We start from the raw sequence: 14,061 nt of genomic DNA, 5'->3' as shown, positions 1-14,061 counted from the left end.
TATATCAGTAGTCACCGACAGACCCGGTTCGATCACTCCACACCCAACTGGAACAGGTCACCCGGCTGATCACCCTGATAGACGAGCACGTCGACGCCCGGATGGTGCGCGATGACGTGCGCCTCGAGCTGCCCGGCCAGGGCGTCCGGCGCGTCGGCGCCCATGAGTAGGGTCACGAGTTCGCCACCGGATCCGAGCGCGAGGTCGACCAGTCGCGCACTCGACTCCGCGACGTCGGGACCGATGAGCACCACCTCGTGCCCCATCAGACCGATCGCGTCACCCGGATCACACGTCCCGACGTACGTCAGCGAACGCTCGACCGCAATTCGCAATGATCCCCAGCGCGTCGCAGCCGCCGCCTCGGACATCGTGAAGCCGTCGTCGGCGACGTTGCGTTGAGCGTCGTGAACGGCAAGTGCGGCCAAGCCCTGAACCATCGACGATGTCGACAGCAGCAGAACCTGGTGAAGCGGATCGCGTGCAGCGGCACTGACTGCGACCAGTTCCTGAGCCGTCAAGGCTCCGTTCGGCAGCACCAGAACTTCACTTCGCTCCATCTGACGAATGCGGCCGAGCAGTTGCGCACGTGTCACCGGCGCGTCGTCGCACCGAAGAACCGTCGCACCCTCACTCTCGAACAACGCCGCCGCACTCTCACCGGCGACGACGGCCAGAACGCCGCGGGCACCGGCACCCGGGAATCGCCTCTCCGCCCGTGCCACCAACTGGTCGCGTTCGTCGACGAGAAAACTGCTGATGCGAATACCGTGGACCTTCCCGGCTTCGAGGCCGGCTTCGACGGCTGCACCGGCATCGCAGCAATGCACGTGCACCGACCAGCCACCGAAGCCGTCGCTGACGATGACCGTCGAATCTCCGAGGACGGACAGCCGCGTGCGCAGCGCCGTCATGCGATCGTCGTCCGAGTCGTCGACGAGGTACATGACCTCGAAATCCTGTTCCGAGTGATCACCACATTCGATCGGGCTCTTGTGAGCCCAATCGTGATCGAATGCGCTGACGTCGACAACTGCGCTCGACCTCGGGTCCGGCGTCCCCAGATCCTCGCGAACCTGCGACTTCCCGGTCACCACCTCGACAAAAGCGTCGAGGATCAGAACCAGACCGAATCCCCCGGCATCGACCACCCCGGCCGACGCCAGAACGTCCAGTTGCTCCGGGGTCTTGTTCAGCGCGATCGCAGCCGCATCGGCAGCGGCGGCAACCACGGAAGCAAGATCCTCGCCGCTCGGCGTCTTGGTGTCGACGCACTCCTGCGCTGCCTCACCCGACGCGCGCAGAACCGTGACGATGGTGCCTTCCACCAGATCGGAGACAGCCCGAGAAGCCAGCCCCGTCGCCGTGGTCAGTGAGTTCGCAAAGCTACGGCCGTCGATGTGCTCGCCTTGAACGCTCTCCGCGATACCCCGGATCACCTGGGAGAGGATCACTCCGGAATTACCCCGTGCACCGGACACCGCGCCCCGAGCCAGCGCGTTGGCGACGCGGCCGGCACTGCGGACGTCGTCCTCGATCGTCTCGGCGGAATCGAGCGCGGCCCGCATCGTGAACAACAGGTTGGTGCCGGTATCCGAATCAGGGATGGGAAAGACGTTGAGGCTGTTGATCTCACCGCGACGTTTCTGGAGGCTGTCGACCGCCCGACGGGCCCAGCGCCGCAGCAGATGTCCGTCCGCGACGGATTCCGCTTCTTCGGCGACGCGTTGCACTTCCCCCACTGACGGTTCCCCTCCACGATGGACAGACAGACGATGGAAAGACTGACGATGAAAAAGAGATCGGTGATCGGTGCAGTCGAGGGTAGTCCGACGCTTCTGCGCAACCGTCATTACCGGGCGGTTTGGCCATTCGGGCCGGAAGCGGTTACTCTTACACGGTTGCCTCGAACGGGCTACACGAAATAATGCTGCACTTTGTTTGTTGCTGATTGACTGTTTTCACGTTCGGCTGCACAGTGAGCGGTCAAGGATCGGTTCGAAGTCGAGTATATTCGGATTGTAATTCTGGCTGCCCTACCGTGTAGGGTAACCACTTCAATATTCATTTCTAACAAGGAGTTCGCGACTATGGCTGCCGTCTGCGACGTATGCGCCAAGGGGCCCGGCTTCGGTAAGTCGGTCTCGCACTCGCACCGGCGTACCAATCGTCGCTGGAACCCGAACATTCAGTCTGTTCGTACCGAGGTTGCCCCGGGTAACACCCGTAAGGTCAACGTGTGCACCTCCTGCCTGAAGGCAGGCAAGGTCGCTCGGGGCTGATTGCCCGAGCACAAACTATTGCAGGCTCTGCCCCCGTCACTTCGGTGACGGGGGCAGAGCTGTTTCTATGTGGCTGTATCTATGTGTCCCCGTGTTTCGTATGGCTGTCCGACACCCGTAATGTGCGTTGAGTGACTTCCATCGATGACCTGAGCAAAGTGACCCTCGACGAGGGCGTACTCCGCATCACCATTTCCACCGCCGCCAACGGCACCTCCCTCGACGACGAAGGACTGGTTCAGGGCGCGCAGGCGCTCGAGACAGTCGGAAACGACATCGGGAGCATCCTTCTGGTCGGCGAAGGCGCAAACTTCTGTGCCGGCGGCAACGTCCGTGCGTTCGCCGCAGCCCCTGACCGCGGCGAGTACGTCGCCGAGGTTGCCCGTGTCTTCCACGTGTTCGTTCGCGCGCTCGACGCCGCGACCGCTCCAGTGGTGGCCGGGGTCCACGGATGGGCTGCCGGCGCCGGAATGAGCCTGGTCTGCCTCGCCGACGTCGCAATCGGCGGCACCGGCACCAAGCTCCGCCCCGCGTACCCCTCCATCGGTTTCACCCCGGACGGCGGAATGTCGTGGACACTCCCACGCATCGTCGGCGTGGCACGCGCTCGCGAGATTCTTCTCAACGATTCGGTGATCGGTGGCGACGAAGCCGTCCGGCTGGGGATCCTCACCCGACTCGTCGGCGACGACGAGGTCCAGGAAGAGGCAGCTCGCCTCGCCCGCGCTTTGGCCAACGGACCGAGTACGTCGTACTCGGGAATCAAAGCACTGCTGCGTTCGTCGCGGACGAACTCGCTCGCCGAGCAACTCGACGCCGAGGCTGCGTCCATCGCCCTCGCGGCGAACAGCCCGATCGGGCGCGAGGGTGTCGACGCATTCGTCGACAAGCGTCGCCCCGATTTCACTTCCGCAAAGCAGGCCTAGTCAGCTGGCATGCCGAATGTCGTGTCACGACGTTCGGCATGCCAGGTGAGTGCAGGCGCAGTTCGATCAGCCCAGATTCCAGTCGACCGGGTCGGCCCCGAGTCCGGTCAAGAGTTCGTTCGCACGACTGAACGGGCGCGAACCGAAGAAGCCGCGCGAAGCCGAAAGCGGTGACGGGTGCGCTGATTCGATGATCGGTGTGTCGCCCAGCATCGGCGCGAGAGTGGCCGCGTCACGACCCCACAAGATCGCCACCATCGGTGACGACCGCGCCACCAAAGCGCGGATAGCCTGCTCGGTCACCGGCTCCCAGCCCTTCTTACGATGAGAAGCGGCTTGACCCGGCTGCACGGTGAGTACGCGATTGAGAAGCAGCACACCTTGTTTCGACCACGGCGTCAGATCGCCGTTCGGCGGTATCGGCAACCCGAGATCCTGGTGATACTCCTTGTAGATATTACCGAGACTTCGTGGAACCGGCCGCACGTCCGGGGCAACCGAAAAGCTCAACCCGACAGCATGACCGGGCGTCGGATAGGGATCTTGACCGACGATGAGCACCCGAACGTCGTCGAACGGGTTCGTGAATGCACGCAAGACGTTCTCTCCCGCAGGCAGATACTCCCGTCCCGCAGCGATCTCTTCGCGCAAGAACTTACCCATCGCGGAGATCTGCTCCGAGACCGGTTCGAGTGCCCGCGCCCACCCTGGATCGACGATCTCTGCAAGCGGCGCCATCAGTCGAGCCTGAGCAACGCGTCGCGGTAGTACGCCGCATTGGCTGCGTACATCTTGACGTTTCCGTCGAGGTGGCCGAGCGGAACTTCGTATCCCGCACGGACCTTGGCGGGCACACCGAGTGCCATGCTGCGCGGGGGAACTTGCATCTTGTTGGCCACCACCGCACCCGCGGCGACGATCGACCCCGTCCCGATCACCGTTCCGTTGAGAACCACGGATCCCGATGCGATCAGGCAGTGGTCCTCGATGGTCGACCCCTCGATATGCGCGTTGTGGCCCACCACGCAACCGGAACCGATGACAGTCGCATCGATGGCGGTGCAATGGATGACAGTTCCGTCCTGGATGTTGGATCCGATTCCCACCGAAATGGTTCCGTAGTCACCACGCAATACCGCCTGCGGCCAGATCGAGGTGCCTGCCGCGAGAGTCACGGCACCGATCACCACTGCGTCCGGGTGAACGTATGCGTCCGGATGAATGTCCGGAACTCTGTCTCCAAGTGCATATACAGCCATGAAAGCAACCTATACCGCGGTGGTGACGGTGGTCGAAAAGCTGTGCCATCCCCCACCGCTCTCACGAGGCGAACCGTCGACGCTCACGCCGGAACCGGCCGCAACCTCACCGATCACAGTCCAACCCGACGGAATCTCGACCTCAGGCCCGAAAGTTGCTGCAAATCCGTGATCTTCACCACCGGAGAGGATCCAGTCCAGCGGATCGACGTCGAGCGCCTCGGCCGCCGATGCGACATCGGGTGAGGTGGGAACCGCGGCCGAGATGATGTCGAACCGCACGTGCGAGGCCTCTGCGAGATGTCGTAGGTCCGCGATCAATCCGTCGGATACGTCCGTCATGGAATGTGCTGATTCTGCGGCGTCCCATGCCGATTGATACGGCGGATTCGGAACACGATGAGAGGCAAGCAAGTCTGGAAAGCTTTCGGTCTCGTCGAGCAATACGGCTTCGTCGAGCAGTAGAGCCAACCCGGCTGCCGAGCAACCGAACAACCCGGCGACCGCGATCTTGTCACCGATCTTTGCTCCCGAACGCAGAACTGCCGGACGGCCACCGAGATCGCCGAGCACGGTCACCGACACCACGATCACCGGTGACTGGACCAGGTCACCGCCGACCACACCGGTCCCCAGATCAGTTGCCGCGTCCCAGATTCCCGCGGAGATTGCGTCGATCACGTCGACCGGAGTCGAAGGCGGGCATCCCAGAGACACGGTGAATGCCGTCGGCCGCGCTCCCATCGATACGACATCCGCAGCGTTCTGTGCCACTGCCTTTCGGCCGATGTCGCGTGGCGAAGACCAATCCATTCGGAAATGCCGACCTTCGACCAGCATGTCGGACGAGACAACCACACGGCCGTCTCCGGACGTCACGATCGCGGCATCGTCACCCGGCCCCAGTTCGGTGGTGACCGGTTGGATTCGGCCGACCAGAGATCGCGCGATCACGTCGAACTCCCCCACCTGTTCAACAGTGTGCTCTGACCCGAACTCCGATGATGCGATGAGTGTCTCCAATGCCGACGCAATTCGCTCGTAAGCGGCCTGCGGTACCTTCTAGCTGTGGTCGTGAATGCTTCTGCAAGCTCACGCGTGTGTCGGCAATCCTACCGATTCACCGACGTGCCCTGCGAAGTGACGAGACCGCTGATCGACTGGACCAGGACCCGAGCGAAGAACTGAGCATGGCAGAAAACACCTCCACCGCAGACAACGCCGACATCGACCCCGATAGCGACGACGATCCGTCCGAGCGCCGCAGTCCGGCGCTGATCGCCACCGCCATCGCGCTCCCGGTAGCCCTGATCGTCGGAGTGGTGATCGCGGCCGTCGTCGCGGGAAACAACCCTGAACTCTCGCCGGTAGCGCTGGGACCCGTACCGGCACCGGCGGCGGAGTCGGAGGCCTGCGTTTCCCTCCTCGGTGCGCTCCCCGACAAGATCGACGACTTCACGAAAGCCGAGTTGGTTGACCCTGCTCCGGCTGGAGCGGCAGCTTGGCAGCGCAGCGAAGGTGAGCCGATCGTGTTGCGCTGCGGGCTCGACCGTCCGACCGAGTTCGACCAGGCTGCAGCACTACAGGTTGTGAACGGTGTCCAATGGTTCCAGGTCTCGGGAACCGACGTCGGTCTGGCTGCGAGCACTTGGTTTGCCGTAGACCGCGGTGAGTACATCGGTATCACGATCCCCGACGGGACCGGCCCGACGCCGATTCAGGAGATCTCCGACACCATCACGGCGACTCTCGAACAGAAGCCCCTCGACCCGGCGCCGGTCGCGGTTCCCTGATCAGCGAAGTCCGGTACCGCGAGCGATGGCGGTGTCGACCAGTGTCGAAATCAAAGTGCGGTAATCGATTCCGGTGGCGTTCCACATCTTCGGATACATCGAGATGGAAGTGAACCCGGGCATCGTGTTGATCTCGTTGATCACCGGGCCGTCAGCCGTGACGAAGAAATCGACCCGCGAGAGTCCCTGGCAATCGAGTGCCTTGAACGCGCGGACTGCAAGCTCCCTGATCTGGTCGCTCACCGACTCGTCGAGTTTTGCGGGGATGTCGAATTCGCAGACGTCGTCGAGGTACTTGGTGTCGAAGTCGTAGAACGCGTCCGAATCGGTGTCGGCATCCGGCATCCGGATCTCGGCGACCACGCTGGCCTTGACGTCACCGTTCGGGAATTCGAGGACGCCGCATTCCACCTCACGGCCGATGATCGCGCCTTCGACGATCACCTTGGGATCGTGCAGGCGCGCATGAGCGATCGCCCCGTCCAGACCGTCCCAATTGCTCACCCGGGTGATGCCGATAGACGAGCCTCCACGAGCGGGCTTCACGAACACGGGAAGGCCCAACTCCGCCTTCTGCTCTTCGGTCAGCGTTGCGATTCCCGGCCGAAGCACGACCTGCACTCCGACGGGAAGTCCTTCAGCGGCAAGAAGCTTCTTCGTGAACTCTTTGTCCATGCCGGCGGCGCTGGCCAGGACTCCGGGTCCGACATACGGAACCCCGGCAAGTTCGAGCAATCCTTGAATGGTGCCGTCTTCGCCGTAAGCCCCATGCAGAACGGGGAAAACGACGTCGACCGACGCGAGCACAGCACCGGCGTCGGAGCCGTCGAAGGAGATGACCTCGCCCTCGCGGGTGGGGTCCGCGCTGAGGACCACCGACGTTCCGTCTTTGTCGACCGACGGCAACGCGCGCCCGCTGATCGCGAGGGAGCTGGGGTCGCTCGACCCGAGGACCCAGGAACCGTCGACTGTGATGCCGATCGGTACGACGTCGTACCGATCCGGGTCGAGGTTGCTCAGGACGCTTCCGGCGGAAACACAGGACACTGAATGCTCATTGCTCCGGCCACCGAAGATCACGGCCACGCGGGTACGGCTGCTGTTCACGCGTCAAACCGTACCGCCGAATCGACTTCGGCACGCGATCGGGCCGGGCCGGAAATCATCGACGTGGTCCGCTCACGCGTCGAGCGCGCGCTCGATGTCGGCCAGGAGATCGGCGGTGTCCTCGATGCCACAAGCGATTCGGACAAAACCCGCACTGACCGGATCGCCCCAGCGCGCACGACGATCCGCCGTCGTGTGGATCCCACCGAAGCTGGTGGCGGCCGTGACGAGATTGCTCGCTTCGACGAACGAGTGGAATGCTTGAGCCGAATCCAACTCGGCGCTCACCAATCCGCCGAATCGTTTCATCTGACCGGATGCCGTTGTGTAGGACGGGTCACCGCGAAGGCCGGGATAACGAACGGACCGGACCGCTTTGTGTCCAGCCAACATCTCGGCCAGGGCCAGCGCGTTGTCGCACTGACGCCCGAATCGCAGGCCTGCCGTGCCGAGACTCCGGTGCGCAAGCCACGTCTCGAAGGGGCCGAGCACCGTTCCCGAAAGAAGTCGCTCACGCTCGATCCGCTGACTCACCGCCGCATCGGAAGTAGCGACGTAACCCATCAGGAGGTCACTGTGCCCGCTGAGTGCCTTGGTACCGCTGGCCACCACGACGTCGGCACCCAATTCGAGCGGGCGCTGCCCCAGCGGTGTCGCAGTCGTGTTGTCGACGATCAGCAGCGCGCCCGATCGGTGACACACGTCGGCGAGCACGCGAAGGTCGACCACGTCCAGCACCGGGTTGGACGGCGTCTCGGCGACGACGACCACGCGACCCGGTGACGCGTCGAGCAAATCCGCGAAGCTCGCGTCGCCCATCTGCAGGGTCGAGACTTCGCGAACGGTGATTCCCAACGGCGCCAGACGTTCGTTCGCGTACAACCGCACCTGGTAGTACCCGTCCGAGGGCACGACGACGGTATCCCCGGCGACGAGCACGCTGCGCAAGGTCGCGGTGATCGCAGACATCCCCGACCCCATGACGAGTGCGTGGTCCGCTCCTTCGAGCGCCGCGAGCGCCGATTCGAGTCCGCGCCAACCCGGGTTCGACGCTCGAGCATAGGTATCGGACTCGGAGCCTTCGTCCACCGAAAGTTGGTACGGCGCAGCAAATATCGGACCCAGCTGCATGGGCTGACCCGCAGCGTGTTCGCGCGCAACGGCGCTCACACTGCGCGTCGAATCCCCGTAACCCTCGAAATCACTCACATTAATTTCACTCATTCCGGCTTCGTCCGGCGTCCGAGCAACTGACCGATCGCATCGCTGACGGCCATGCCTTCGTGGCACACCCGATGGACCGCGTCGGTCAACGGCATCTCCACGTCGTAGCCGGCAGCGAGTGCGCGTACCGACGTACACGACTTCACGCCCTCGGCGACCTGACCGTTGGTTGCCTTCTGTGCCGACTCCATCGACCCGCCCCGTCCGAGTCGCTCTCCGAACGTCCGGTTTCGCGACAACTCGGACGTGCAGGTCGCGACCAGGTCACCGACGCCCGCCAAGCCTGCAAGCGTCGACGCCTTGGCGCCGAGCGCGACACCGAGCCGAATCGTCTCGGCGAGACCACGGGTGATGATGCTGGCAACCGTGTTGTCGCCGAATCCACTACCGGCGGCCATGCCGCAGGCCAGCGCGATCACGTTCTTGCACGCGCCACCGATCTCGCAACCGATGACGTCGGAGTTGGTGTACGGCCTGAAATAGCCGGTAGCGCAAGCATCCTGGAGAGCGAGGGCACGCGAGGAATCCGAGCAGGCGATCACCGTGGCCGCTGGCTGCCCGCTGGCGATCTCGTGTGCAAGATTCGGGCCCGAGAGCACCGCGACGCGCCCCGGTTCCACGCCGGTCACCGACACGATGACCTGGCTCATGCGCATGAGCGTCCCGGTCTCGATTCCCTTGGCCAGACTCAGCAGAGTCGCATCGGGTCCAATCGAGCCTTTCCACTGCTCCAGGTTTCCCCGTAGCGACTGCGAGGGAACCGCCAGCACGATGAAGTCAGCGCCTGCCATCGCCTCCTCGTGGTGGTGGGTCGCGCGAATCGACGAAGGCAAAGCAATGCCTGGCAGATAGTCGCTGTTCTCGTGCGTGGTGTCGATGCGCTTCGCGACCTCTTCACGCCTGGCCCACATCGTCACGTCGGTTCCGGCCTCGGCCATCACCTTGGCCAACGCTGTTCCCCACGAACCTGCGCCCAATACAGCTGCCTTACTCACACGCTCACCCCGTCTACCCGGCGAAGCGGGTCGCCGCCAGAAAAATCGTCTGCACAGAGTATCGCCTGTGGTGCACTGCGGTGGGCAGCCGCGGACACCGAGCGTGATGACTGGCAAGATCGAGGGATGGACAGCGCGGAACCCCCGTACCCACACGTCGTGGAGACACCGCATGCGCGCACGGAGATCGAACGCCCCATGCATGCGATAGTGGCCGTCAAGTCCTTGAGATCGGCCAAGTCCCGGCTCGCGGGCGAACTCGACGCGGACGCGCGTGCAGACCTCGTGTTGGCCATGCTTCACGACACCCTCGCGACCGTTGCCGCCGTCTCTGCCATCGACACCGTCACGGTGGTCACCCCAGACCCGACCGTTGCCGCTCTTGCGTATTCCGTCGGCGTGACGGTCTACGCCGATCCAGCTCCCGACATCTCGCTGACCAACGGCGCCTCACCGCGCGCGGAGGAAACCCTCAACGCAGCGTTGAGTGCAGCGGCCGCCGATATCCGAGCCAAACGCGGAGTGGTCGACCTCGTTGTGCTGCAAGCCGACTTGCCCGCGATGCAACCGAGCGAGCTGACGGAGGCCGTGGCCGCCGCCCGAAGCGGTGGACGTTCAGTCGTCGTCGATCACCACGGCACCGGCACTTCCGCATTGTTTGCGTGTGGCGAGAGTGCGCTCGACCCCCGATTCGGTCCGGAATCCGCACGGGGACATGCTAATTCAGGTGCTCGTCCACTCAACGGCCAATGGCCGGGACTGCGCACCGACGTCGATACCCACGCCGATCTCGACACCGTGCGCGCACTGGGAGTAGGCCCCGCGACATTGGCTTCGTTGACCAGACTCAAGGCCACGCCGTCGAACAGTCGATGAATTTTCTTTCATCGATTGTCGGACCGCGCGATTGTGGGGGATGATCGACGAGTGAGCAATGGCGAAGCACTCGAAAACCGTATTTCCGAAGACCAGTCGGACGGAGACCACAGCTCCGGCCGACACGAGAACGGCGCGGCCACCTCGCCGCGATCTCAGGCCGTCGCGGTCGCCACCAACATCCCGGGCGCTCCCCCTGCAGCTACCAAGGCAGAGCTACCCGAATTGCTCGTCGGACTTCCCGAGGATCGTTACCTAAACCGCGAACTCAGCTGGCTCGATTTCAATGCTCGTGTTCTCGCATTGGCTGCCGACGAGTCACTGCCGTTGCTCGAACGCGCAAAGTTCCTCGCCATCTTCGCTTCCAATCTCGACGAATTTTTCATGGTCCGGGTCGCCGGACTCAAGCGCCGCGACGAGACGGGACTGTCGGTCAGGTCCGCCGACGGCCTCTCCCCACGCGAACAATTGGCGCTCATTGCGCGTCGCACCCAGGAACTCGCCGACAAGCACGCACACGTGTTTCTCGACTCGGTCCGCCCTGCCCTGGCGGCAGAAGGCATTTCAATTGTTCGATGGGCCGACCTCAGCGCCGACGATCACGGCCGGCTATCGGCGCATTTCCACGAGCAGGTCTTCCCGGTACTGACGCCGTTGGCAGTCGATCACGCCCACCCGTTCCCCTACATCAGCGGACTGAGCCTCAACCTCGCCGTGACAGTGAAGGACTCCGTCACCCGCGGCGAACACTTCGCTCGCGTCAAGGTTCCCGACAACGTCGGCCGGTTCGTGCGAGTCAAGAGCACGACGTCTTCGTCCACCATCGATTCGTTCCTCCCGATGGAAGAACTGATTTCGGCTCATCTGGACGTGCTGTTCCCCGGAATGGAAATCGTCGAACATCACGCCTTCCGAATCACACGCAATGCCGATTTCGAGGTCGAAGAGGATCGGGACGAGGATCTGCTGCAGGCACTCGAACGTGAATTGGCGCGTCGTCGTTTCGGTTCGCCCGTTCGCCTCGAAGTTGCCGACGACATGACCGAGCACATGCTCGAACTGCTTCTGCGTGAACTCGACGTCGATCCGGCCGACGTGATCGAGGTTTCCGGGCTCCTCGACTTGTCCTGCCTCTGGCAGGTTTACGCCGTCGACCGCCCAGCACTCAAGGACGCGCCGTTCGTCCCGGCGACGCATCCGGCGTTCGGCGAGCGTGAGACACCGAAGAGTGTGTTCTCGACCCTGCGCGAGGGCGACGTGCTCGTCCACCACCCTTACGACTCGTTTTCCACCAGCGTTCAACGCTTCATCGAACAGGCCGCGGCCGACCCGCAGGTGCTCGCGATCAAGCAGACCCTGTACCGAACTTCGGGCGACTCCCCCATCGTCAACGCACTGATCGACGCCGCCGAGGCCGGCAAGCAAGTTGTTGCCCTCGTGGAGATCAAGGCCCGCTTCGACGAGCAAGCCAACATCAAGTGGGCACGCAAACTCGAGCAGGCCGGCGTTCACGTCGTCTACGGTCTCGTCGGTCTCAAGACTCACTGCAAGACGTGCCTCGTCGTCAGACGCGAAGGTTCGACCATTCGTCGCTACTGCCACATCGGCACCGGCAACTACAACCCGAAGACCGCGCGCATGTACGAGGACGTCGGATTGCTCACGGCAGCACCGGAGATCGGTGCTGACCTCACCGACCTCTTCAACTCGTTGACCGGATACTCCCGCAAGACGAGCTACCGCAACCTTCTCGTCGCGCCGTACGGGGTTCGCCGCGGGATCATCGAGCGGATCGACAACGAGATCGCCCACAAGCTCGCAGGCCGCGATGCCGGTATCCGCTTGAAGGCCAACGCATTGGTCGACGAGCAGGTCATCGACGCGTTGTACCGCGCGTCCAAGGCCGGTATCCCCGTCGAGATCGTGGTCCGCGGAATCTGCGCGCTCAAGCCGGGTGTTCCGGGCCTCAGCGAAAACATCGAAGTACGTTCCATTCTCGGGCGGTTCCTCGAACACTCGCGAATGTTCCACTTCCGCTCGGCCGACGAATTCTGGATCGGCAGCGCAGACATGATGCACCGCAACCTCGATCGCCGCGTCGAGGTCATGGTGCAGGTCAAGGATCCGAAACTGTCGAAGCAACTCGGTGACATCTTCGATTCCGCGCTCGATCCGCGAACTCGCTGCTGGGTACTGCATCCGGACGGCAGTTGGGTCGCTGCCCCCGAACGCGGTGAGGACGTACGCGAGCATCAACAGTCGTTGATGCGCAGCCGCACCGCCAGCGGGTCTTGACGGGCTCGGATCACACCATGAGCGACAAGCCGGTCAAAGCCAACATCTTTGCCGCAGGCGCGGTTCTGTGGCGGAAGGCTCCCCAGGATCCTTCCGCCATCGAGATCGCCGTCGTACATCGACCGAAGTACGACGACTGGTCATTCCCCAAAGGAAAGCTCGATCCAGGCGAGACCTTCTTGACCGCAGCAGTTCGCGAGGTCCGCGAAGAGACCTCGATCACCGGACGTTTCGGAAGGCACCTCGGTGGCGTGACGTACCCGATCCCGGGACATCGCAAACTCAAACGAGTCGAATACTGGTCGGCCGAAGCAGTCGACGGAGATTTCGGGCCGAATAACGAAGTAGATGTTCTCTATTGGCTTCCGGTCGCCGAGGTCGCCGATCATCTTTCCTACCCGATGGATCGAATGATTCTTCGCCGCTTCGTTTCCATTCGGCCTGACACCAAAACGGTATTACTCGTCCGCCACGCAAAGGCTGGAAGCCGTAAGCGGTACAAGGGCGACGACAATTTGCGTCCACTCGACGCCAAGGGCAAAGAGCAATCCGCCGCCTTGGTCGAACAGCTGAAAATCTTCGGAGCCGATTCGGTTTTCGCGGCTGACCGTACGCGCTGCATCGACACCGTAATGCCGTTGGCGGAGGCATTGGGTGTCGAGATTTCGACGGAACCTCTTCTGACCGAAGAAGGTTACGAGGCCGATCCCGACGCCGCTCGGGCACGTGCGCTGCAGATCGCCGCACTGGAGGGCACTCCAGTGATCTGCAGCCAAGGAGGCGTCATCCCCGATTTGATGCGCTGGTGGGCTGATACGGCCGGTGTAACACTGCCCTCTGCACGCAACCGTAAGGCGAGCACTTGGGTGCTCTCGTTCCTCGACGGCCGTCTCGTCGCCGCCGATCACCTCGACAGCCCGCTCCCCAAAGTCGCCAACTCCTGAGGGATTTGGACCAACCGGCCCCAGCTCGATTCGGTAGTTTTGCAAAGCACTGAAACACAGGAGAATTCACACTTCTCCCAGACAGCAAAAAGAGGTGCAGCCGCGGATCAGATCCGCGGCTGCACCTCTTTGTCTTACGGCATCGGGTTTTTCACCCGAACGCGACTACTTTCCGCGCTTGGCCGGAGCCTTCTTGGCCGGAGCCTTCTTGGCTGCGGTCTTGGCCGGAGCCTTCTTGGCCGGAGCCTTCTTGGCCGGAGCCTTGGCTGCGGTCTTGGCCGGAGCCTTCTTGGCGGGAGCCTTGGTGGCAACCGTCTTCTTGGCTGCGGTCTTGGCCGGAGCCTTCTTGGCGGGAGCCTT

14 protein-coding genes are annotated in these 14,061 nt (G+C 63.1%); 6 read left to right on the top strand and 8 right to left on the bottom strand.

Annotated elements, in window-relative coordinates; genetic code table 11:
* Positions 1-32 precede the first annotated feature (32 nt).
* Positions 33-1,742: a DAK2 domain-containing protein gene (locus H7C86_RS10720; protein ID WP_020969321.1), complete on the bottom strand. Its 1,710-nt coding sequence runs from the start codon at positions 1,740-1,742 to the stop codon at positions 33-35.
* A 348-nt stretch (positions 1,743-2,090) separates the two neighbouring features.
* Here H7C86_RS10720 and rpmB point away from each other — a divergent pair, with 348 nt between their 5' ends.
* Complete coding sequence (rpmB, locus tag H7C86_RS10715) at positions 2,091-2,282, top strand: 50S ribosomal protein L28 (RefSeq protein ID WP_003942669.1); 192 nt, start codon at positions 2,091-2,093, stop codon at positions 2,280-2,282.
* A gap of 131 nt (positions 2,283-2,413) precedes the next feature.
* Positions 2,414-3,208, top strand: a complete 795-nt coding sequence (locus H7C86_RS10710; protein WP_019747947.1) for an enoyl-CoA hydratase-related protein — start codon at positions 2,414-2,416, stop codon at positions 3,206-3,208.
* Between the two features lie 66 nt (positions 3,209-3,274).
* Here H7C86_RS10710 and H7C86_RS10705 read toward each other — a convergent pair whose 3' ends face one another.
* The 3 genes from H7C86_RS10705 to H7C86_RS10695 are packed head-to-tail and all read right to left on the bottom strand — an operon-like array spanning position 3,275 to position 5,478.
* On the bottom strand, positions 3,275-3,946 hold the full coding sequence (locus tag H7C86_RS10705) for a uracil-DNA glycosylase (RefSeq protein WP_020907272.1): 672 nt from the start codon (positions 3,944-3,946) through the stop codon (positions 3,275-3,277).
* Positions 3,946-4,467: a gamma carbonic anhydrase family protein gene (locus tag H7C86_RS10700; RefSeq protein WP_182261102.1), complete on the bottom strand. Its 522-nt coding sequence runs from the start codon at positions 4,465-4,467 to the stop codon at positions 3,946-3,948. Before H7C86_RS10700 ends, H7C86_RS10705 begins: the two co-directional genes overlap by 1 nt.
* A 9-nt stretch (positions 4,468-4,476) precedes the next feature.
* Positions 4,477-5,478, bottom strand: coding sequence for a thiamine-phosphate kinase (locus tag H7C86_RS10695; RefSeq protein WP_182261167.1), 1,002 nt, complete (start codon positions 5,476-5,478; stop codon positions 4,477-4,479).
* Between the two features lie 89 nt (positions 5,479-5,567).
* On the opposite strand from H7C86_RS10695, the gene H7C86_RS10690 reads away from it, so the two are divergent.
* Positions 5,568-6,260 carry a DUF3515 domain-containing protein gene (locus H7C86_RS10690; RefSeq protein WP_078377411.1) on the top strand — a complete coding sequence of 231 codons (693 nt, stop codon included), beginning with the start codon at positions 5,568-5,570 and terminating at the stop codon, positions 6,258-6,260.
* On the opposite strand, the gene H7C86_RS10685 is transcribed toward H7C86_RS10690, so the two are convergent.
* The 3 genes from H7C86_RS10685 to H7C86_RS10675 form a co-directional block, all read right to left on the bottom strand.
* Positions 6,261-7,367, bottom strand: a complete 1,107-nt coding sequence (locus tag H7C86_RS10685) for a D-alanine--D-alanine ligase family protein (protein WP_020907268.1) — start codon at positions 7,365-7,367, stop codon at positions 6,261-6,263.
* 72 nt (positions 7,368-7,439) lie between these two features.
* Positions 7,440-8,591, bottom strand: coding sequence for a cystathionine gamma-lyase (locus H7C86_RS10680; RefSeq protein WP_182261103.1), 1,152 nt, complete (start codon positions 8,589-8,591; stop codon positions 7,440-7,442).
* Positions 8,588-9,586 (bottom strand): NAD(P)H-dependent glycerol-3-phosphate dehydrogenase, encoded by a 999-nt coding sequence (locus H7C86_RS10675; protein WP_019747941.1) that lies wholly within the window; start codon positions 9,584-9,586, stop codon positions 8,588-8,590. Before H7C86_RS10675 ends, H7C86_RS10680 begins: the two co-directional genes overlap by 4 nt.
* Positions 9,587-9,712: 126 nt before the next feature.
* Here H7C86_RS10675 and cofC point away from each other — a divergent pair, with 126 nt between their 5' ends.
* Genes cofC through H7C86_RS10660 form a run of 3 tightly spaced genes read left to right on the top strand, consistent with a single transcriptional unit; the run spans position 9,713 to position 13,701 of the window.
* Entirely contained in the window at positions 9,713-10,462 is a 750-nt protein-coding gene (gene cofC / locus H7C86_RS10670; RefSeq protein WP_078377410.1) for a 2-phospho-L-lactate guanylyltransferase, read from the top strand.
* Positions 10,463-10,513: 51 nt separating this feature from the next.
* Positions 10,514-12,757: an RNA degradosome polyphosphate kinase gene (locus H7C86_RS10665; RefSeq protein ID WP_003942685.1), complete on the top strand. Its 2,244-nt coding sequence runs from the start codon at positions 10,514-10,516 to the stop codon at positions 12,755-12,757.
* A gap of 17 nt (positions 12,758-12,774) precedes the next feature.
* A complete protein-coding gene (locus H7C86_RS10660; protein WP_019747939.1) occupies positions 12,775-13,701 on the top strand; it encodes a bifunctional NUDIX hydrolase/histidine phosphatase family protein in 927 nt (308 codons plus the stop codon).
* Positions 13,702-13,866: 165 nt separating this feature from the next.
* Here the strand turns inward: H7C86_RS10660 and H7C86_RS10655 are convergent.
* Positions 13,867-14,061: hypothetical protein (locus tag H7C86_RS10655; protein WP_182261537.1), on the bottom strand; the 195-nt coding region annotated here is incomplete at its 5' end.

This window comes from Rhodococcus sp. UFZ-B548 (assembly GCF_903819475.1).
Taxonomy (GTDB): Bacteria; Actinomycetota; Actinomycetes; order Mycobacteriales; family Mycobacteriaceae; genus Rhodococcus_F; species Rhodococcus_F erythropolis.
This window is presented reverse-complemented; position numbering and strand designations above follow the sequence as displayed.